This is a genomic window from Enterocloster aldenensis, assembly GCF_003434055.1.
Lineage (GTDB): Bacteria > Bacillota > Clostridia > Lachnospirales > Lachnospiraceae > Enterocloster > Enterocloster aldenensis.
The window spans coordinates 130,559-149,535 of sequence record NZ_QVEX01000002.1 but is presented as its reverse complement, the minus strand read 5'-3'; the positions used below and the strand labels follow the sequence as shown (position 1 = coordinate 149,535).

Below are 18,977 nucleotides of genomic sequence, written 5' to 3'. Positions count from 1 at the left end.
GTAAAGAGAGGTAATTTTCACATGGAAAATTTTGATTATGACCTGCGTTCCATACAGGAAGCCAGGGATTTGGCCCGCAGGGGAGAAGCTGCAGCTAAAAAAATGGCCGGATACACCAGCGGGCAGATAGATATGATTTTACAGAACATGGTCAGGACCGCAGAAGCCCATGGGGCATGTCTGGCCCGTATGGCGGTGGAGGAAACCGGATTCGGCAAAGTACTTGACAAGACCTACAAGAACCACGCCGCGTCCACGCTTCTTTACAACGATATCAAAGATATGAAGACCATTGGGATCATCAGCGAGGATACGGTAAAGGGAACCATGGATGTGGCGGAGCCGGTGGGCCTGATCATGGGCATTGTCCCATCCACCAACCCCACCTCGACCACCATATATAAGTCCATGATTGCCATCAAGTCGGGCAATGCCATTGTATTCTCACCCCATCCCTCCGCTGCAAAATGTACCTTAAAGGCAGCCCAGCTGATGCGCCAGGCAGCCGTGGAAGCAGGGGCGCCTGAAGATGTGATTGGATGTATCTCCATGCCCACCATGGGTGCAACCAATGAGCTGATGCATTGCAGGGAAGTATCCGTCATCATTGCTACCGGCGGCCCGGGAATGGTAAAGGCTGCATACAGCGCGGGTAAACCTGCCATTGGGGTGGGGGCCGGCAACTCCCCTGCTTACATTGAGAGAACCGCGGATGTAAGCCATGCGGTGAAGACCATCATGGCCAGCAAGACCTTTGACAATGGAACCATCTGCGCTTCCGAACAGTCCATTATCTGCGAGGAATGCAACCATGACCAGGTGGTGGCTGAGCTAAAGGCACAGGGCGGGTATTTCATGACAAAAGAAGAAACTAAAAAGGTATGCGGCCTGCTGTTTAAGAATGGGCACAGCATGAACGCCAAATTCGTGGGACGCTCCCCGCAGGTAATTGCCCAGGGCGCCGGCATCACGATTCCTGAAGGCACCAGAGTGCTGATTGGCGAGCAGGACGGCGTTGGCGAGGGATATCCCCTGTCCTATGAAAAGCTGACCACCGTGCTGGGGTTCTATACGGTGAAGGATTGGAAGGAGGCCTGCCGTCTGAGCATTGACCTGCTTCAGAACGGCATTGGCCACACCATGAGCTTACATACCCAGGACCGCGACATGGTACTTAAGTTCGCTGCCAAGCCAGCGTCCAGAATCCTTGTTAATACCGGCGGAAGCCAGGGCGGCACAGGCATCAGCACAGGGCTTAACATTGCCTTTACCCTGGGCTGCGGGACCTGCGGAGGCAGCTCTGTTTCAGAAAATGTAAGCCCCATGCAGTTAATCAATATCAAGAAAGTGGCCTACGGGCTGAAAGACTGTACCACCCTGATGGAAGACGACAAAACCTTCCATCCGGAAATGGCGGCGCCTGTTCAGGCTGCCGGCAGCGTTTCGGTTGGCAGCGTTTCGGTCGGCAGTGCCCCGGTTTCACCGGCCCCCACTGTCTGCGGTCCATGCCGCGGCAATATGAGCCCGGCAGCAATTGTGGCAGCATTTGACGCCAGGAATAACAGTGCGGATACATGTGCGGACATGTCAGCTTCCTCCGGTGTGGCCGGCACATCCGCAGGTACGGCTGCAGGTATGGCCGCGTCCTGTGAAAATGAAAAACTGGCGGCGCTTGTGCGTCAGCTGATAACCACCATGAAGAATCAGAAGGATGCATAGGAAAGGGGGAGGATCATGGACCAGTATGAGGCAGTCATCAAGCTTCTGATAGAGGCTGTAAAAGAAAGTGTTTCAGAAGGAACCGATGATACGATTCCGGTAGGTGTTTCCAACCGCCATGTGCATTTATCCCAGAAGGATCTGGAAACCCTGTTCGGCCCTGGATATGAACTGGCTAAGATGAAGGACCTGTCCCAGCCCGGACAATATGCCTGCAAGGAAACCGTAACCATCTGCGGGCCAAAGGGAGCCATTGAAAAAGTCCGTATTCTGGGCCCGGTCCGCGGCAGGACACAGGTGGAAATCCTGGCAGGGGACAGCTTTAAGCTGGGCATAAAACCAACCGCCAAACTGTCAGGGGATTTGGATGGTACCCCGGGAGTCACCATCATAGGGCCAAAAGGTTCGGTACAGACAAAGGAGGGGGTAATGGTTGCACAGCGCCATATCCACATGCTTCCCGAGGACGCGGCCAGGCTGGGGGTCCATGACGGACAGAATGTGAGCCTGGAAGTAGATGGAATCCGGGGGGGCGTCTTAAGAAATACCATTGTGCGCGTAACCAGCCAGTCCGGACTGGAATGCCACGTTGACACAGAGGAAGCCAATGCCATGGGCTTAAGTTCCTCATCCAGAGTAAGGATAGTTCAATAAAATAATAATAAAAACAGAAATGTCAGGAGGACAATCAAATGAAGTATGATGCATTAGGAATGATTGAGACAAAAGGACTGGTAGGTTCCATCGAGGCAGCAGACGCAATGGTCAAGGCAGCCAATGTAACGCTGATTGGCAAGGAATTTGTGGGCGGCGGCCTGGTAACCGTAATGGTAAGGGGCGATGTGGGCGCTGTCAAGGCAGCGACCGACGCAGGCGCAGCAGCGGCCCAGAGGGTTGGGGAACTGGTATCTGTCCATGTAATCCCACGTCCCCATGCAGAGGTGGAAGTAATCCTTCCGGCTGTGAAGGAAGTACAGTAATACAATCCATACCAGGGTGTGTGTGAAAATTCATTCCCACCATCTGCACGTCCCACAAAGTGGGACGCACAGCTGACGGAAAGCAATTTTCACACACGCCTTAGTAAGAAGAGGGAATACCGCTTTGATTCAGGAGTGGTATTCTTTTTATATTGTTGATAAAAAGGGGAAAATACATTAAAATTAAAGGTAATAAAAATATAAATGGGAGGGCATGGAGTGGAAATCAACCGCTGTGTAAAGGAGTCATTTTCTGTGATTGGAAAAGAAGGCTCCACAATGGATGGAAGTGGTTTTATCCAGAGACTTTGGGAGGATGCCAACAGTCATTTTCAGGAGATAGAATATCTGGCCAAGAGGGATGGGAATGGAGCCATTTGCGGGATATGGGGAGCCATGTCTGATTTATCCCATTCCTTTAAACCGTGGGAGGATAATTTTACAAAAGGGCTTTATCTTGCAGGAGTCGAGGCAAAGGATGGGGAGGAAGCACCCGAGGGCTGGACTGTATGGAGGATTCCAGGTTATGAATACCTGTATGTGAAATGTACGGAGGAAGATATATTTACCAAGGTAATCGCCTATATGCAGGAAAACGGGCTGGAACTGTCTGGCGCGGTCCATGATTTCATCTGCCCGGAGGAAAATGGCCAGGGATATATGTTTTTTCCAATAAGGAGATTATAATTTAAGTCTGAAAAATGGGGAGCGGATGCAAATGAAAAGGGAACTGGGAATTGCAAGGTGCGGCCTTGCCTGCTGCCTTTGCTCAGAAAATACACACTGTGCAGGCTGTAATTCAGGACAATGTCCGGATAAGGACTGGTGCCAGAATAGAAACTGTTCAATGGAAAAGGGAGTCAGCCACTGCTATGGATGCGGTGAAGACTGCCGTAAAGGCATACTGGCCAAGATTAAGCCGTATGGGTTCAGTCTGTTCGCCAAACAGTATGGGGAAGAACAGCTTCTTGATTGCCTGGAAGCAAATGAGAAGGCCGGGGTGGTTTATCACCGCGAAGGGCTGAACGGGGATTACGATGCCTTTGAGGACGTGGAAATGCTGATTGAATTTATAAAAACGCGAAACAGACACGCGTCAGATGAAAGCATCCCGGAATAACCGTGATGCACAATCAGGATGGGAAGGATGGAATCCAGACCGGGAAAGGATGGACAAGGAGGCGGTCATGTACGAAAGGATGCTTAATAAAAAGGAAAAACCAACCGTCGAGGAGATGACATCGTACTGTGACGGGAACGGGGAACGGTTTTCCCGGCTGAACAGGTGGTTATCCGAAACCTGGAGAACCGTACAGCAGGTTACATTTCCCTATGGCAATCAATACGGCTGGGGGATGGCCCACAGGATTGGAAAGAAGCTCATATGCAATGTTTTCGCTGAAGACAATGCATTCACAGTCATGGTCAGATTATCGGATAAGCAGTTTGGTTCGGTCTATGGACATGTACAGACATACACCCAGGCGTACATTGACCACAAATATCCCTGCGGTGACGGAGGCTGGATTCATTACCGGGTCACCTGCGAAGACCATTATGGGGATATACAGAGGATACTGGCTGTAAAATGCAGGTGATATGAATTACTAATAAAAGCGTAAAAAGAATTTAAAACAATGCCGGGATTTGTATGCTATAGTGATAACAGGTGTCAGTTAACCGCGCACCCTGAATCCTGAAAGGAGGGAATGTTTGATGAAGAGAATGCAGCTGTATAACGGCAATTCCCTGGATGACTTTTTGCATATCAAATCCATACTGGAGAGAAACAATATAAGATTCGATACGGAAAATACACTGAGCGGGGGAAAGGGAAGGATGCTGGGGAATTTACTGGTTTTTGGCCGTCCGTCGTCAGGTCTTCAGGATGAACACCGGCAGGATTTTAAGATTTTTGTTGATGAGCATGAATATGATAAAGCCAAAGGACTGATTGGTTATATTGGGTAATTATTTGCATTTCCAGCAAGGATATGCTATGATACCATATACAAAGATATTCAAGTACAGGAACCGGGTGGGCACCTACCGTATGCAAGGCTGAATCTGCATACGGTTTTTTTGTGTGATGGGAGGCAGGAAGTATGGATAAGATGCATGACAGACACCGTAATAATCAGGAAGGCATTGCTTACACCCTGCTGAAATTCAGCCTTCCGCTTATTTTCAGCGGTATCCTCCAGCAGCTCTATAACTGGGCGGATGCGTTTATTGTAGGCAATGTGGAAGGCGAGCTGGCGCTGGCGGCAATCGGGGCAACCGGGACAGTTGTCAATTTTTATCTTATGGCGATTACAGGATTCACGCTGGGGCTTTCCATCCTTTTTGCCCATAAGTCGGGCAGCGGGGAAAACAAGGCCATACCGGAAATCCTGTCCTCCTTCTTCCTGCTGTTTGGTGTGGGCTTTTTCGCGTTTGCAGCCCTGGGAATCTGGCTGGCATACCCAATCCTGCGTCTGTTACATACCACAGGGGATACCATACGCCTGGCAGGGGATTATCTCAGGATTATATTTGCAGGCATTCCATTTTTGGCAGTGTACAATGTTTACTCCGCCGCGCTGCGGGGAATCGGGGACAGCCGGGCGCCGTTCCTGGCCATCCTTTTTTCTTCTGCGGTGAATGTGGTTCTGGACATCCTGTTTGTGGCCTGTCTGCACTGGGGTGTCAAAGGCGCTGCTGCGGCAACGGTTATCTCACAGGCAGCCATGACGGCATTCCTGATTCTGTACGCGGTTGCCAAACACCCCCTGCTGCGGTTTTGCCCGGGTGGAAGGCTTCTGTATGGGAACGCCCTGGAACAGGGGTTCCGATTGGGTATACCGCCCATGATCCAATCCAGTGTCAGCGCATTCGGCAGCCTGCTCCTGCAGAATTTCATGAATGGTTTTGGGACCCGGACAGTGGCGGCCATAACCACTGCGTACCGGGTAGATACAATCATCCTGCTGCCAATCATTAATCTTGGGTCGGGAATATCCACCATTGTTGCCAGGAACCATGGAGCAGGGGAAGAGGGACGCGCCAAAAGGGTGCTTGCCGTGGGAACGGCCATGATGGCGGCGGTATCATTGTTCCTGACAATCCTGGTCATTCCCACGGGCGGCCGTGTAATTGCAATGTTCGGGGTTGGCGCCGGGGCCGTGGGAATCGGGCAGGATTTCTTTCAGAGGATTGCCTGCTTTTATGTGGTTTTTGGCCTGGCAACAGCGGTGCGCGGTTATCTGGAGGGGATTGGTGATGTGCTTTATTCCAGTATTGCAGGTATTGTCTCCCTGATATCCCGCATCCTTGCTTCCTATGGCATGGCTGCTGTCTTTGGCAACATGGTCATTGCATATGCGGAAGCATTTTCCTGGGGCGTGCTGCTGGCGCTTTACCTGGCGCGGATGGGGTGGAGACGGTACAGGATGGGCGGCCCCATTGACAGTCCCGCTACGCCATAAACTGCCGCAGTACAAAATCCAGGTCTTTTTTTGACTGTTCCATCAAGTCATATGAATAGTCATGCAGGCACCAGTCCAGTATGGTTCCTCTGCCAATCCGCAGCAGGAAATCCGTGATATATCCGCTGTCCGGGCCGGACTGAATGAGATGCTCCTCCTGTGCCCGCTCCACATACTTTAACACCGCCCTGTTATAGGGGCGGTCTTTTCTTGTTATATAGCTGTCTTTTATGGAAAGCTGTGAGATATACAGCTCTTTTGCAAAGCCCGCGGCATTGTCAAACACGTACTGGTTCAGGCTGAGGACCACAAAGCGGATCATTCCCACTGTGTCCGCGTCATCTGCCTGCGCAAGATATGCCTGCAGCTCCTGGTCAAAGGATGCGAATCCATGGGAGGGCAGGTCTTCTTTTGAATGATAGTGGTGATAAAATGCGCCGGTGGAGACTCCGCTTTTTTCGCATAGCTTCCGGATGGCCATGGCGCCCAATGGGGCCCATTGGTTATGCTGACCCGAATTACGCCTACAACCAGAGGCTTCAGGATTATTATGTGGAACGGGCCAAGGGCGGGATCGGGCTGATTATCACAGGGGTCACAACCGTTAACGTGGATGTGGAAGGGATTGGGACTCCCGGACTGCCGTGTGTGACCAAGAACCCCAGTGCGTTTGTCCACAATGGAAACCAGATGAATGAGCGTATCCATGCCTATGGCGCAAAGATTTTCCTGCAGATGACAGCCAATGCAGGACGGAGCACCATGCCAGGCATGGTAAAGAATTATATTTCTCCTTCAGCCCAGCCCAACCGTTTTGACCCGTCCGTGCAGCACCGCGAAATGACACGGGAGGAGATTAGGCAGTATACCGCTGACTTCGTAAAGGGAGCCATGGTTGCAAAGCGCGCAGGTTTTGACGGAGTGGAAATACACGCTGTGCATGAGGGGTATCTGTTGGACCAGTTTGCAATCGCGCTGTATAACCACAGGACAGACGAGTATGGCGGAAGCCTGGAAAACCGGCTCAGGTTTGCAACTGATATTGTAAAGGGAATCAAAAAAGCGTGTGGGGGTGATTACCCGGTGTCCCTTAGGTACAGCCTGAAGAGATGTATGAAAGGACTGAGACAGGGCGCCCTTCCCGGAGAGGATTATGAAGAGGCGGGGCGTGTCCTGTGATATTGTGGAATACGGCAGGCAGCTTCTGGCCGATCCGGAATATCCCGAGAAGCTGCTCACGGACCTGATGGGAAGATACGGAATTGAAGTACTTACAGAGGCGGCCGTCACATCCATAGAGCCGGGCCGCGTCCTGGTACGGCGGCAGGATGAGGTGATGAGCCGGGCGGCAGATACTGTGATTACCGCTGTTGGGTACAGGTCTGAGAACAAGCTGTATGAGGCGGTCAGGGATTTGAACAGGCCGGTATATAATATCGGGGACTCCAACCAGGTACGCAACATCATGTACGCGGTCTGGAACGCCTATGAGATTACCAGGAACATCTGAAAGGAGCGCATATAAATTGAAAAAACAATATGAACACCTCATTGTAAACGGGATCCGGTGGGTGGACTCCCTGCCGGACCACGAAGGGTCCGTGGGAGGGAAGGGATTTCCCATCCTGATGAATGGCGGCCTTGTGCCGGAAGCCAATGCATGGGTTTGTCCAACCATGTTCCAGATTACAAAGCGGGAAGCGGACATTGTGGCGAAAGGAACCGGGGCCAAGGCCAATCCCCACATCCATGACGGGGATGAGATGTATCTGATTCTGGGGGATAAGGGCGCGGTGATGTTCCGAATCACACTGGGATGCGATGTGTACCATCTGGAGTCCCAGTGTGCTGTCTATATTCCGGCCGGCCTTCCCCATGCCATTGAGGCTGAGCGGTTTACAGAAGGCGCATACGGCGGCTCATGCCAGATTTATCTGGATAAAAACTATGTGACAAAGCCTGTTCCGGATGAGCCGCTGAAGGCGGATGATACAGAATCGTTGATTGTACGGGACATCCAGTGGGTTGAGAGCCTTCCTGACCACGAAGGTTCGGTGGGGGGAAAGGGATTCCCCATCCTGATGAACGGCAGCCTTGTACCCCAGGCCAATGCGTGGGTTTGCCCAACCCTGTTCCTGGCAACCCAGCGCCAGGTCAGGATTGTGGAGGCGGGCACGGGACCGAAAGCCAATCCACACATTCATGATGGGGATGAAATGTACCTGATTCTGGGCGCTCCCAGTATGGTGGAGTTTGAAATCACACTGGGGGAGGACGGGTACCATCTTAAATCTCCCTGTGCGGTTTACATACCGGCCGGAGTTCCCCATTCCATCAGGGCGTCCAAGTTTACGGAAGGCGCCTATGACGGTTCCTGCCAGATTTATCTGGACAGGGATTATGTGACACGCCCGGTTCCTGTGAAAGGTCATTCTTAATTTAACTACAAAAACTTTTATATAAATGCCCCCTCTGTGCCTGGCCAGGCAGAGGGGGCATTGTTTCAGCGCATCTGGATAAAACGTTCCGGATAAAACCGCATGAAATTAAATTAAAAAAGACCTTGACCCTCACGTTACGTGATAATATAAGATAAAGGTAAACAAAAAACCAGACAGGAGCCGATGCCGTGAGGACTGTAAAGGAAGTTGCCTCACTGACCGGGGTCAGTGTGCGCACATTACAATATTATGATGAGATTGGGGTGTTTAAACCAACCAGGGTAACGGATGCAGGATACCGGCTGTATGACGATGAGGCCCTGAACACCCTGCAGCAGGTGCTGTTTTTCAGGGAATTGGATTTTCCCTTAAAGGATATCAGGTCAATTATGGAAAAGCCTGATTATGACAGGCTGGAAGCCTTTAAAAAGCAGAAGGAGCTGCTAAGAGCAAAGCGGGACAGATTAAACCGGCTGCTGGAACTGCTTGGCAAACTGGAGAAAGGAGGGACATGCATGAGTTTTGAGGAATTTGATTTAGCTGATTATGTGGAGGCGCTGGAGCAGTTTAAACGTGAGAATATGGATGAGGTCATCAGACACTGGGGCAGTGTGGAATCGTTTGATGAACTGGTGGACCGGGTCAGGGACCAGGAATCAGGTATTGCACGGAATGCAATTAAGTATTATGGAAGTATTGAAAAATATGTGGATGCCATGAAGTTTAGTCTGGAGCATTTTTCTGAAAATATGGAAAAGATGGAGAAAATCAAGGAAAAGGGTTATGTGGAAAAAAACCAGGAACTGACAGAGGAACTGCTGAAGGACGTGTCAAGGGATGTAACCTCCAGGGAAGTACAGGACATTGTGGACCGGTTAATGAATCTTCTGGATAAGGAGGATTGTCCTGAAATGGACCTGGGTGAGAATTACTGGAATGTGCTGATAGACGGTTATCTCCATAATCCGGAACTGATTAAGGGTATGGATAAAAGGTATGGAACAGGGGCTTCCCGGTTTATGGGGGAGGCATTGCAGTATTATATGGATAACCTGGATGGCAGGGATGACACTGATACGGGAAAAAGTCAAAGAAAAACCATAGAACCTTAAGCAAAGGTTAAAGTATCAAATAGAAAAATCTGATATAGTAAATCCAGTACAAGTCTGCAAAAAGGGGTGGGAGTATGGGGGCATATTGTAAAGAACGCCATGAAAGATATATCAGGTTCATCAGATCATCATGCTTAGCGGTAACTGTCCTGGCTGTCCTTATAGGCTGTATGGGATGTAAAGCTAAAAGCAGTGCGGATTCCCCTGGAAACCGGAGTGATGTGCTGCAGGAGCCGCCTTCCATGAAGCTTTCCGATGTGCTCTCCGGCACCATGGAAGAATTCGAGGTTACATCAGGGAACTATACATGGAATTATCCAAATGGGGATGAAATGACAGGGGGGATTGCCTGCGGCGCCCATCCGCTGGTTGAAGCAGAGGACAAGGAGCGCCTGGCGCTTCCTCGGTATAACGGACAGGACACAGTTGGTTATATTGTTTCCTTTGCAGTAAAACCTGACCGGCTGACGGTTTATGAATATTCCATTGAGGATTTGGGACACACGGATGCCAGCCCGTTGGCCGGCACTGTATACGAGGACGCGCTGATGCCGCAGTTAAAAGGCAGCAGGGTATATGAGATGGTGGCTGAATGGGATGAGGAACACCTGAAGGAGAACGGATGTTACGGGACGGCCAGCTATGTGGTGGTGACGGAATGAATGTTCCGGCATATCCGGCATCGCCCCATGCCGTCCGGCGCATTGTAGCCGTACAGCACGGGGAGAAACCAGTACTCCATCCGGACGGATGGAGCACTAGGGTCTGTTTGAAAATTGCTTTTCATAAAGAGTATTTGTCAGGAAATCAGTTCCACGATATTCCCTTCCGGGTCAAAGATACAGCTGCTGTAATGTGCCGGGGCGGATAGCTGGGGTTCGCTGATTATCTCATGGCCTTCCAGGATCAGCTGGCTGGTCAGCGTGTTTACCCTTTTCCTGCTGCCCAGCCTGAAGGCCAGGCAGACAGGATTATGGGGGCATGGGGATGTCCGCGCTGCAAAACCGGACTGGGATTGACCGGCCGGCGCCAGTTTGATTTTAAAACCGCCCTGAAAGGAGAGGGTGTACATTGGGTCCGGACAATCCGTGGCCATGGTGTTCCGATTGGCTTCGGCCCCAAAATACTTCACATAGAAATCCTTCATTTTATCCGGATACAAGGTCTGGAGTGTAATGCAGTCAACTTTCAAAATCATCATCTCACTTTTCAATTCATCATCATCTTATTGTGGTTCCATCTTATTGAAATTCTTCTGGTAATCCTGCCCTTTTTTATATTATAATAGAATATGATGGCTGATTCTAATAAAATAGTATCTAAAAATAACAGAATCATAGCTACATTTCGAATACAGACCGCTGCAGGGAATCCTTGGGGGAAAGGGGGACATTTATGCAGCTGAATTATCTTGAAGTGAATGGCAATCTGGAGGAAATAACCTGCCATGGCTCGCCGGCATTTCCCATGGAAGTGTATCTTGACAATCTGGATTTATATCCCAACCGGTTTATTCCATGGCATTGGCACAAGGAACTGGAGTTTGTCTATGTCCTGGAGGGCGCCATTGAATTTCAGACCGGCGTTGGCACTTATGTGCTTTCCGGGGGGCAGGGAGGCCTGGTTCCCTCTAACATGCTCCATATGGTTTCTCCTTATCACCGCCAGCGTGGAAGCATCTACTGCGCGGTGCTGGCAGACAGCTATCTGCTCCACGGTCTTTCCGGCGGATTGATTGAGGAACAGTATGTATCCGCCCTGTTTTGGCCTGAAACAGATTTCTTCCTGTTAGATGGCACAAGTTCCTGGCACGCAGGGGCTTTGGAATGTATCCATCAGATGTATCTTTGCGACTGCAGCCGCCCGAAAGGATATCTGTGGAAGCTTCAGATCCTTGTACAGCAGGCAGGACTCATACTTTTTGAGAATCTTGACATGAAACAGGAGCCGCACCCGTCTGTCCACGATTCCAGATATCATCGGGTCCGCTGCTGCCTGGAATACATACACAGGGAATACGCGGGCAGGATCCGCCTGGAAGACATTGCCCGGGCGGCAAACGTCAGCGCCAGCGAGTGCTGCCGTGATTTTAAGGAGGTCCTGGCCCAGTCTCCTGTGGATTATCTTATATCCTACCGGGTACGGATGGGGGAATATATGCTGTCCCATTCTGATAAGAGCGTGCTGGAAATCGCGCTGGCCGCCGGCTTTTCGGGAAGCAGCCATTTTTCCAATACATTCTGCCGGTATATGGGGTGTACGCCCCTGAGTTACAGAAAGTATTTAAATAAAGGCGCTGAATCGGACAGGAGGCTGTGAAATGATGGAAATGGTAAAAATGGAGTTGTTTTTTGATTACGCATGCCCATACTGTTACCGTGGATATCTCGTCCCTGGAGGTCCTGGCACAGCTGGCCTCCCGGCGCCAGGCTGATGCTGCGGGTTTCCAAAAGAGTATTGGCACAGGCCGTTACAGGAAACAGCTGGAGGAAGGAAAACGGTATGCCTGGGAAATCAACGGTCTGGACGCAGTGCCCAGTTATCGGTCGGGGAAGCATTTTATCGGCTCAAAGGACGGTTTCCTGGTTCCTGAAAAACAGCTGGCATATTTTCTGGATGGACTTGTGGAATAGCGGCTGGATTACCGGATAAAATACCAAGCCACATGATCCTGTATGGGATTTGATGGAAACACAGGCCAGACAATATACAGAACAAATGTTTGCAAAACATTGCGGTTTGCACTGTACCGCTGTATAATAGGTATATAGCTGCAGCTTAAAAAGGAGGGATGGAATGGAACAGCACACCTATCTTGTCATTGATTTAAAATCCTTTTATGCTTCCGTGGAGTGTGCTGAGCGGGGACTGGACCCCATGACAGCCAGGCTGGTGGTGGCTGACCCAGAACGCACGGAGAAGACCATCTGTCTTGCCATATCCCCTGCCATGAAAGCCCTTGGAATCCATAACCGGTGCCGTGTATTTGAGATCCCGAAGAGTGTGGACTATATCATGGCGGAGCCGCGGATGAAGCTGTATATTGATTATGCTGCGGAGATTTACAGCATTTATCTCAAGTATGTTTCCAAAGAGGATATCCATGTGTATTCCATTGATGAGGTCTTCATGGATGTGACCAATTACCTGCCTCTTTACCATGTCACAGCCAGGGAGTTAGGCCAGTCCATCATGGCGGATATAAGGAAGCAGTTCGGTATTCCCGCCACCTGCGGTATCGGGACCAACCTGTATCTGGCAAAGATTGCGCTGGACATCACGGCCAAGCATGCAGAGGATTGCATCGGTTATCTGGATGAGGAGACATACCGGAAAACCTTGTGGGACCACAAGCCCCTGACGGATTTCTGGAGAATCGGGAAGGGCATTGCGGGTAAGCTGGAGCGCTACGGCATCCATACCATGGGCGGCCTGGCTGGTATGGACGAGGACTTCCTATATAAGCTGTTCGGCGTGGACGCGGAGCTTCTCATCGATCATGCGTGGGGCAGGGAACCAGTGACCATCGGGGATATCAAGTCATACAAGGCCAAGACCAATTGCCTTACCTGCGGGCAGGTCCTGGGCTGTGGTTACAGCTTTGAGGATGGGAAGCTGATCGTGAAGGAAATGATGGATTTGTTATGCCTTGAGATGGTGGAGAAGAACCTGGTTTCCAATTCCGTGACATTGTATGTGGGATATTCCAACCGCACGGAGGCAGAGCCTTCCAGGGGAACCGCTTCCCTGGATACGCAGACCAACGCCGATATGGTTTTGATACCGGCCGTAACCGCGCTGTATGAGAGGATTGTGGATCCCGGACTGTTGGTCCACCGGATTAATATCTCTGTCAATCATGTGGTAGAAGAGGAATACAGGCAGTACAGCCTGTTTTCCGATGAGGAGGAACTGGAGCGCAACCGGAAGCTGCAGGCAGCCATGCTGGATATCAAGAAGAAGTATGGAAGGAATGCAATCCTTAAGGGGATGAACCTGCAGGACGCATCTACCATGAAGGAGCGGAACCGTCAGATAGGAGGTCATAAAAGTGGCGAATAGACCAAGGCCCAGGATGGCAGCGGCGGACCGGGCCAAACAGTTCCTGCCATTTGCGGCTTTAAAGGGCCTTCCGGAGGCCCTGGCCAAAAAGGAGCGGGTGGCAGTGCCTAAGATTGTGCTGTCCGAGGATATGGCAGAGGAACTGGACCAGAAGATACAGGAAATCGTGCCGGGCAGGATCATAAGCGTGGTGTATTTCCACCAAGGCGAATATCTGAAGGTCACGGGAATGGTGGCGCGGTTTGACAGGAGCAGCAGGATACTGCAGGTGGTGAATACAAGGATAAGCCTGGATGATGTGCTTAAAGTGGAGGTATGATAATGGGGACAACATTTACAAACCTGCAGGTCAGGACAGGTAATCAGGAATTTCCTGATTACGTACTCCCGCCTGGTTATGAATATGTCCGTACAGCTGAAGAATGGACGGCTGTATATGAAACATCCGGACACCATGATTTTAAGAAGATGCAGAAACTGGGCAGGGACATGTCAAAGGCCGTGGATGTGCCTGTGATGGCGGTATCCTATTTTGACGATGACATCTTTGAAATGCGTCTGATGAAGGACGGTAAGACAGAAGCATCCTATCAGACGGGGCCCGGAATGCTTTTAGTCAAGAAAGGCCCTGCTTTCATTAAGGCCCTGGGCCTGGCGGGAAAGGAAGCGTCTGCGTTCCGTTACCTTCTGAAACGGGAAACGTCCGCCCAGGACAGCATTGACTCCTTTTCCAGGCTCCTGGGCGCCATGCTGTACGGCGATATGAGGATGCATAAGGATACAGAGGAAGTCTGGAAAAAAGATGCTGCCCCTGTTATTCGTGGGATGGATGCGGAAAAGAAACAGGACAAGGTGGTGAATCATACGGTTTTGACCCTGTGCCAGGAGATTCCGGGCCTGCTGGTCCAGCATAGGGAGCAGAAGGAAAGGATTGCGGATACATATGACCGGGTGGTCAGGATCGTGCATCCCGGGGCTGAGGGAGATTATGACTTTTCCCATGTGTCCTGCTATCAGGAAAGGGACGGACGGCTGGAAGCGATTTACGATTATCATTACCCGGAAGCCATCTTTACGGCTCATGATAAGGATTTGGGCCTGGATTATGAACACAGGGAAATCCAGGTTATGGACCTGGATGCGTATTATGACGGCAGCGCGGACTGGGACCGGTACGAGCCATTGATAGCGGAAAGAATCCGGATACCGGAAGACAGGAAATCCTGCGCAGGACACGCGCCCCGGTTTTGCAGCTGGTACGGCCAGGCAGCCCTTGGGAACGGGACCTGTGAATATTATTATGGATATGGAAAGCTTGAGAAGATAGACTGGCGGTCATCCGGCATGACATTTTCAGAAAGGAACATTGTCTCGGAATATGTATATGAAAATCTGGACCATGTCATATGGAATGATAATTTTGCGCCGCCTGTGCTGGAAGATGGGAAAATCATCATTGTACGTCTGTGGAAGCAATATGTGGGCGAACCGGCAGGGGCCGGACAATCCGTGCGTAAACCAGGAGTCTGGGACACGGCGCTGGATGTCCGTTTTTTTGACGGGGACCTGAATCTGTTGCGCAGGAAACGGATACAGGTGAATCCTGAGGCGTTTCAGACATTGGGCATGTATGCCTATGGGGCGGAGCAGGACTGCCTGTATTTCGCAAGCAGGTGTGTTGAGCTGAAAACCCATCAGTGCCGTCCATACCCTGCTGGTGTGAAGGGGAATGTGCTTTCTGTCAGGGACAGCAGAGGAAATATATACATTGCGGATGGGCATTCCCTCTATGTCATGGGGCAGGACAGGAGCCTTCTGTCACAACACCGGTTCAAAGGCGCCGGAATCTATTACTATGTGAACCGGAAGGGGAATCTGTGTTTCATTACCAGTGATGATGAAACGTGTCAGTGGAATAAGGCCAGGAAAGGGGCCTGCGTACGGTTGTATGAGGTGGAGGAAATGCGGTAACCCTGGGACTGGCCGATGGGACCGTTTTCTGCTTAGGAAGTTGTCACCCCCTGGCTCATGTGGTATAATGAAACACGATATGATAAAAATGACGCGGTTTTGTTGACGGGAAGGAAACAGCGGATCATACGGGGGAGAAAAAATGGCGAACATGAGATTGAGAGAGACTATCCTGGCGGTTGTGGACAACCAGCTGAGGGACAATGACCCGCCCTGTACCAGGAGGGCCTATGAGCGGCTTCAGAAAGCAGGATACAGCAGGAAGGAAGCAAAAGAGAAGCTGGCAGCAGTGGTGCTGGAGGAGATTTATGATGTCATGTCACAGAACCAGCCTTTTGATGAGGAACGGTTTGAACGGGCATTGGATGATATGGTGCAGCGATGCATTGATTATGAGGATGACTCCGGTCTTCCATCTGGATGGGATGAGATTGCGGACCTGATTGACGAGGGATGGGAATACGCAGAGAACCAGGATTATGAAAACATGACCAGATGCTGGCTGGAAGCATGGGATAAAACAAAGGAAAATGTAAATCAGGCTGAAATCAGGCTGGGGATCTCGGCAGTGGACGAGGCAACGGATTACGAATATGATATCGGCGGCTGGCTTTATGAGATGGAGCTGGAACTGTTCAATGCCAAAGCGCATGAAATCCGTATTCAATTCTGCCATGAGGTCCTGGACACATTCGTATGGGAGTATGATGACTACGGCGGATTTAAAGCGGCAATCGGGGAATCGCTGAATGCTCTGGGGCGGCGGGACGAGGGCAAAAAGTGGTTTGAGGACTGGCTGGAACAGGAACCCCATCACCCGGAGGCAATTAACGGCTATGCCATGAGCCTGGCGGAGGAAGGCAAAGCAAAAGAGGCATACCGGCTGGTGGACCAGGAGCTGGGAGACGGGCCGTGTACAATGGAAAACGAAGCCTTATTCCACAGTGCGGTTCAATTGACAAAAGCGCTGGGAATGGAGGACAGGCTGTCATATTATAAGGAACAGATTGGGAAGTTTTATGAAGAGCCGGCAGGCATGGATGAATATGGCGATGTCATATTCGGTGATGACATGCTGGATGAGGATACATACGATGGTTTCTATCCCTCATTCCATGAGCCGGTGGTCAAGCCCCCCAAAATATATCCAAATGACCCGTGTCCCTGCGGGAGCGGGAAGAAATATAAAAAGTGCTGTGGGAAAAATGTGTAGGCTTAGCAGGAATTTTGTTATCATCTGATTGATTAAGCGGCTGCAGGAGAATGATGTATGATGGAATCCTGACGCAAAGGGCGGCCCGCTTATTGCCAGCGGGCCGCATATTTATCCGGCATAAATGGATGTCAGCTTCTCAAACCGCACCTATCATCATTGCGGGGACACAAGCACGGTCACATATCCGTCCACGTCGCCCCAGGCCCCGTACCCATGGTCCAGATACTTGGCCATCAACGCATGGGAATCCTTCCCATATCCCGGTCTCTGGTCCAGCACGATATAATCAGCAGGATGCCGGCTGTCCGCAAGATAGATCTCGTCCCTTCCAGACAATTGAGGTATGAAAAACGTGGTCGATTTGACAGACGCATCCTTTGGGATGGATGACAGCAGGAGCCTTGCTTCTGCTGCTTTTTCATGGTTGCTGACATAGCTGCCAATGTAGTACGACTTTTTGTATGCCACTACAGAGGTGAGGACCAGGGCGCAGGCCAGTCCGCAGCCCAGGATGGAGTGGGGCAGGGGGAACGCAGGCCTTGGCGCAGCCCGGTCATGGGACAGGACAGGAGCTGCAGGCCGGGAGGCGTCCTTCCAATCCCTGAAATTAACTGCTGCCAGATATATCAGCAAGGCTCCCGACCCATATGTATATTGAAAGAAAATGGAGTGCTGATACTTATAATTGGACATCAGGTTAATCAGTACAAAGGGAATGACCAGGGTCCATTTCCTCCAGTCCCTTGCCATGAGCGGAAGGAATCCCAGAGGCAGCAGCATCTGCAGGAAAAAGATAAGTTTGTCCTTTACCGCAATCTGTGACAGCACATAAGCCGGGTTGACCAGGATGGTCTTGAACATGCTGATCAGGCCCAGACGTTTGTCGGATATGAAGTTATCAAACCGGTTCACCATGGCGCCGTCCCCAAACCGGTTGATATACCAGATAGCCATGGAAAAGTACAGGCAGGAGCCGATGAAGACCATGGCGCCGTAACGGTACTGCCGTTTATACAGAAAAAGATAAAGCCCGATGCAGGCCGCATAGACAGGGGCATCCTCTTTTACCAGAAGCAGCAGGGCAGCCGAGCAGACCATGGATTTAAAACGTCCGGTTTCCAGGAAGTACATGGTCCAGAGTATGATTACGGTGAGGAATTTGTTTTCATGAAAGTCATAAAAACAGCCGCCCATGAATGCGGGATAGGCGCAGTACATCAGGCCGAAGCACAGCGTCTGAAGCCGGGTAAAACGCAAAAACCTGGTTAACAGGCACAAAGGGATAATACCGCTTATCACCAGGAGCGCCTGAAGGACCAGCAGGGTCTCCGGCCGCGGTACCAGTTTGTAAAATGGCAGGAGCACATAAAAGACAGGGGAAAGGTGCACTGCAAAATGGGACAGAAGCCCGTCGCGTTCACAGGTGGTCAGCGGCGTCAGGCCCTTGTCCATGTAATAATACATCTGGGAAAATATCCCGAAATCATAAGCCGACGCATAATTGAGGCGGTAGCGCAGGATGGTCATGGAGGCGGTGAACAGGAACCAAATTCCTGCAGCCGCGGCCAGGATCATCCATGACCGCCGGGAGGTCAGCCATTTCTCAATCCGTTCCATTATCATATGAATGTTTCCTTAAGCATCAGGGCTGCTATGTACATGGCCATGCTGGGGGCCAGGGATAAACGTATCCTTCCTGAGTGGGCAGATAAAAACCAGGGAATGGCCAGGCACAGGCAGATGCCAAACCAGATACCAAGGAAGCTTTCTAGGGATATCTGCCTTACAAAGTCCAGGGTTATGAACGGGACGCGGCTGCCTAACAGGAACATGGTGTTGGTCAGCAGCCAGCTGGCAATGGCCAGCCTGGCCAGGCCGCCCCCGTATGCTGTCAGCCATGGGTATAGCCGTTTAAAGTTCATCATGGGGGATTCCCTCCTTTTAGGGTGTATCTTAATCACTTCATGGCTGAAAGTAAAGGCATTGGACGCAACTGTAAGAAAAATTAG

23 protein-coding genes and 1 pseudogene are annotated in these 18,977 nt (G+C 50.9%); 20 read left to right on the top strand and 4 right to left on the bottom strand.

What is annotated here, in order from left to right; genetic code table 11:
• Window positions 1-21 precede the first annotated feature (21 nt).
• From DWX59_RS07025 to DWX59_RS06990, 9 genes are all read left to right on the top strand, one after another.
• Window positions 22-1,719, top strand: a complete 1,698-nt coding sequence (locus DWX59_RS07025; protein ID WP_117557527.1) for an acetaldehyde dehydrogenase (acetylating) — start codon at window positions 22-24, stop codon at window positions 1,717-1,719.
• A 15-nt stretch (window positions 1,720-1,734) separates the two neighbouring features.
• Window positions 1,735-2,373 (top strand): phosphate propanoyltransferase, encoded by a 639-nt coding sequence (locus tag DWX59_RS07020; RefSeq protein ID WP_117557525.1) that lies wholly within the window; start codon window positions 1,735-1,737, stop codon window positions 2,371-2,373.
• A gap of 38 nt (window positions 2,374-2,411) precedes the next feature.
• The gene (eutM, locus tag DWX59_RS07015; RefSeq protein WP_117557523.1) at window positions 2,412-2,699 is read left to right on the top strand and encodes an ethanolamine utilization microcompartment protein EutM; all 288 of its coding nucleotides are present in this window, start codon (window positions 2,412-2,414) and stop codon (window positions 2,697-2,699) included.
• 18 nt (window positions 2,700-2,717) lie between these two features.
• On the top strand, window positions 2,718-2,858 hold the full coding sequence (locus tag DWX59_RS29850) for a DUF6783 domain-containing protein (RefSeq protein WP_353626754.1): 141 nt from the start codon (window positions 2,718-2,720) through the stop codon (window positions 2,856-2,858).
• A gap of 60 nt (window positions 2,859-2,918) precedes the next feature.
• Window positions 2,919-3,386 (top strand): GyrI-like domain-containing protein, encoded by a 468-nt coding sequence (locus tag DWX59_RS07010; protein ID WP_117557521.1) that lies wholly within the window; start codon window positions 2,919-2,921, stop codon window positions 3,384-3,386.
• Window positions 3,387-3,417: 31 nt separating this feature from the next.
• Window positions 3,418-3,819, top strand: a complete 402-nt coding sequence (locus DWX59_RS07005) for a DUF3795 domain-containing protein (protein ID WP_117557519.1) — start codon at window positions 3,418-3,420, stop codon at window positions 3,817-3,819.
• A 67-nt stretch (window positions 3,820-3,886) separates the two neighbouring features.
• Window positions 3,887-4,297 carry a DUF3788 family protein gene (locus DWX59_RS07000; protein ID WP_117557991.1) on the top strand — a complete coding sequence of 137 codons (411 nt, stop codon included), beginning with the start codon at window positions 3,887-3,889 and terminating at the stop codon, window positions 4,295-4,297.
• Between the two features lie 118 nt (window positions 4,298-4,415).
• Window positions 4,416-4,670 (top strand): hypothetical protein, encoded by a 255-nt coding sequence (locus DWX59_RS06995; RefSeq protein WP_117557517.1) that lies wholly within the window; start codon window positions 4,416-4,418, stop codon window positions 4,668-4,670.
• A 134-nt stretch (window positions 4,671-4,804) separates the two neighbouring features.
• On the top strand, window positions 4,805-6,166 hold the full coding sequence (locus DWX59_RS06990) for an MATE family efflux transporter (protein WP_353626753.1): 1,362 nt from the start codon (window positions 4,805-4,807) through the stop codon (window positions 6,164-6,166).
• Here DWX59_RS06990 and DWX59_RS06985 read toward each other — a convergent pair.
• On the bottom strand, window positions 6,156-6,647 hold the full coding sequence (locus DWX59_RS06985) for a TetR/AcrR family transcriptional regulator (protein ID WP_117557987.1): 492 nt from the start codon (window positions 6,645-6,647) through the stop codon (window positions 6,156-6,158). The two genes, DWX59_RS06990 and DWX59_RS06985, sit on opposite strands and share 11 nt — an antisense overlap.
• Window positions 6,648-6,655: 8 nt before the next feature.
• Between DWX59_RS06985 and DWX59_RS06980 the strand changes: the two genes are divergently transcribed.
• The 5 genes from DWX59_RS06980 to DWX59_RS06965 all read left to right on the top strand — a co-directional run bounded on the left by DWX59_RS06980 (window position 6,656) and on the right by DWX59_RS06965 (window position 10,381).
• Window positions 6,656-7,345, top strand: a complete 690-nt coding sequence (locus tag DWX59_RS06980; RefSeq protein ID WP_235844945.1) for an oxidoreductase — start codon at window positions 6,656-6,658, stop codon at window positions 7,343-7,345.
• Window positions 7,320-7,676, top strand: coding sequence for an NAD(P)/FAD-dependent oxidoreductase (locus tag DWX59_RS28990; protein ID WP_207660405.1), 357 nt, complete (start codon window positions 7,320-7,322; stop codon window positions 7,674-7,676). The genes DWX59_RS06980 and DWX59_RS28990 overlap by 26 nt, the downstream gene beginning before the upstream one ends.
• Before the next feature lie 16 nt (window positions 7,677-7,692).
• Window positions 7,693-8,604, top strand: a complete 912-nt coding sequence (locus DWX59_RS06975) for a cupin domain-containing protein (RefSeq protein ID WP_117557515.1) — start codon at window positions 7,693-7,695, stop codon at window positions 8,602-8,604.
• A gap of 191 nt (window positions 8,605-8,795) precedes the next feature.
• Complete coding sequence (locus DWX59_RS06970) at window positions 8,796-9,719, top strand: MerR family transcriptional regulator (protein ID WP_117557513.1); 924 nt, start codon at window positions 8,796-8,798, stop codon at window positions 9,717-9,719.
• A gap of 170 nt (window positions 9,720-9,889) precedes the next feature.
• Entirely contained in the window at window positions 9,890-10,381 is a 492-nt protein-coding gene (locus DWX59_RS06965) for a hypothetical protein (RefSeq protein WP_147325780.1), read from the top strand.
• Between the two features lie 137 nt (window positions 10,382-10,518).
• On the opposite strand, the gene DWX59_RS06960 is transcribed toward DWX59_RS06965, so the two are convergent.
• Window positions 10,519-10,920 (bottom strand): VOC family protein, encoded by a 402-nt coding sequence (locus DWX59_RS06960; RefSeq protein ID WP_227115770.1) that lies wholly within the window; start codon window positions 10,918-10,920, stop codon window positions 10,519-10,521.
• Window positions 10,921-11,114: 194 nt separating this feature from the next.
• Between DWX59_RS06960 and DWX59_RS06955 the strand changes: the two genes are divergently transcribed.
• The 6 genes and pseudogenes from DWX59_RS06955 to DWX59_RS30340 form a co-directional block, all read left to right on the top strand.
• Window positions 11,115-12,038, top strand: coding sequence for an AraC family transcriptional regulator (locus DWX59_RS06955; RefSeq protein ID WP_117557509.1), 924 nt, complete (start codon window positions 11,115-11,117; stop codon window positions 12,036-12,038).
• Between the two features lie 32 nt (window positions 12,039-12,070).
• Complete coding sequence (locus tag DWX59_RS06950; protein WP_235844943.1) at window positions 12,071-12,352, top strand: hypothetical protein; 282 nt, start codon at window positions 12,071-12,073, stop codon at window positions 12,350-12,352.
• A 163-nt stretch (window positions 12,353-12,515) separates the two neighbouring features.
• Window positions 12,516-13,781: a Y-family DNA polymerase gene (locus tag DWX59_RS06945; RefSeq protein WP_117557507.1), complete on the top strand. Its 1,266-nt coding sequence runs from the start codon at window positions 12,516-12,518 to the stop codon at window positions 13,779-13,781.
• Window positions 13,771-14,100: a YolD-like family protein gene (locus tag DWX59_RS06940; protein WP_117557505.1), complete on the top strand. Its 330-nt coding sequence runs from the start codon at window positions 13,771-13,773 to the stop codon at window positions 14,098-14,100. The genes DWX59_RS06945 and DWX59_RS06940 overlap by 11 nt, the downstream gene beginning before the upstream one ends.
• A 2-nt stretch (window positions 14,101-14,102) precedes the next feature.
• Window positions 14,103-15,752, top strand: a complete 1,650-nt coding sequence (locus DWX59_RS06935; protein WP_117557503.1) for a hypothetical protein — start codon at window positions 14,103-14,105, stop codon at window positions 15,750-15,752.
• Between the two features lie 1,138 nt (window positions 15,753-16,890).
• Window positions 16,891-16,965 (top strand): annotated as a pseudogene (locus tag DWX59_RS30340) (SEC-C metal-binding domain-containing protein); the annotation flags it as partial.
• A 156-nt stretch (window positions 16,966-17,121) separates the two neighbouring features.
• Here DWX59_RS30340 and DWX59_RS06920 read toward each other — a convergent pair.
• Both DWX59_RS06920 and DWX59_RS06915 read right to left on the bottom strand, forming a co-directional pair.
• A complete protein-coding gene (locus DWX59_RS06920; protein ID WP_409337928.1) occupies window positions 17,122-18,585 on the bottom strand; it encodes a DUF2079 domain-containing protein in 1,464 nt (487 codons plus the stop codon).
• A gap of 2 nt (window positions 18,586-18,587) precedes the next feature.
• Window positions 18,588-18,893: a hypothetical protein gene (locus DWX59_RS06915; RefSeq protein ID WP_117557501.1), complete on the bottom strand. Its 306-nt coding sequence runs from the start codon at window positions 18,891-18,893 to the stop codon at window positions 18,588-18,590.
• Between the last annotated feature and the right edge of the window lie 84 nt (window positions 18,894-18,977).

What these genes read in the sequence shown, in the direction of transcription:
- DWX59_RS07025 (WP_117557527.1), top strand. Translation starts at nt 22, where the DNA reads ATGGAAAATTTTGATTATGACCTGCGTTCCATACAGGAAGCCAGGGAT.
- DWX59_RS07020 (WP_117557525.1), top strand. Translation starts at nt 1,735, where the DNA reads ATGGACCAGTATGAGGCAGTCATCAAGCTTCTGATAGAGGCTGTAAAA.
- eutM (WP_117557523.1), top strand. Translation starts at nt 2,412, where the DNA reads ATGAAGTATGATGCATTAGGAATGATTGAGACAAAAGGACTGGTAGGT.
- DWX59_RS07005 (WP_117557519.1), top strand. Translation starts at nt 3,418, where the DNA reads ATGAAAAGGGAACTGGGAATTGCAAGGTGCGGCCTTGCCTGCTGCCTT.
- DWX59_RS07000 (WP_117557991.1), top strand. Translation starts at nt 3,887, where the DNA reads ATGTACGAAAGGATGCTTAATAAAAAGGAAAAACCAACCGTCGAGGAG.
- DWX59_RS06995 (WP_117557517.1), top strand. Translation starts at nt 4,416, where the DNA reads ATGAAGAGAATGCAGCTGTATAACGGCAATTCCCTGGATGACTTTTTG.
- DWX59_RS06990 (WP_353626753.1), top strand. Translation starts at nt 4,805, where the DNA reads ATGGATAAGATGCATGACAGACACCGTAATAATCAGGAAGGCATTGCT.
- DWX59_RS06985 (WP_117557987.1), bottom strand. Translation starts at nt 6,647, where the DNA reads ATGGCCATCCGGAAGCTATGCGAAAAAAGCGGAGTCTCCACCGGCGCA.
- DWX59_RS06980 (WP_235844945.1), top strand. Translation starts at nt 6,656, where the DNA reads ATGGGGCCCATTGGTTATGCTGACCCGAATTACGCCTACAACCAGAGG.
- DWX59_RS28990 (WP_207660405.1), top strand. Translation starts at nt 7,320, where the DNA reads ATGAAGAGGCGGGGCGTGTCCTGTGATATTGTGGAATACGGCAGGCAG.
- DWX59_RS06965 (WP_147325780.1), top strand. Translation starts at nt 9,890, where the DNA reads ATGGGATGTAAAGCTAAAAGCAGTGCGGATTCCCCTGGAAACCGGAGT.
- DWX59_RS06960 (WP_227115770.1), bottom strand. Translation starts at nt 10,920, where the DNA reads ATGATGATTTTGAAAGTTGACTGCATTACACTCCAGACCTTGTATCCG.
- DWX59_RS06955 (WP_117557509.1), top strand. Translation starts at nt 11,115, where the DNA reads ATGCAGCTGAATTATCTTGAAGTGAATGGCAATCTGGAGGAAATAACC.
- DWX59_RS06945 (WP_117557507.1), top strand. Translation starts at nt 12,516, where the DNA reads ATGGAACAGCACACCTATCTTGTCATTGATTTAAAATCCTTTTATGCT.
- DWX59_RS06935 (WP_117557503.1), top strand. Translation starts at nt 14,103, where the DNA reads ATGGGGACAACATTTACAAACCTGCAGGTCAGGACAGGTAATCAGGAA.
- DWX59_RS06920 (WP_409337928.1), bottom strand. Translation starts at nt 18,585, where the DNA reads ATGGAACGGATTGAGAAATGGCTGACCTCCCGGCGGTCATGGATGATC.
- DWX59_RS06915 (WP_117557501.1), bottom strand. Translation starts at nt 18,893, where the DNA reads ATGATGAACTTTAAACGGCTATACCCATGGCTGACAGCATACGGGGGC.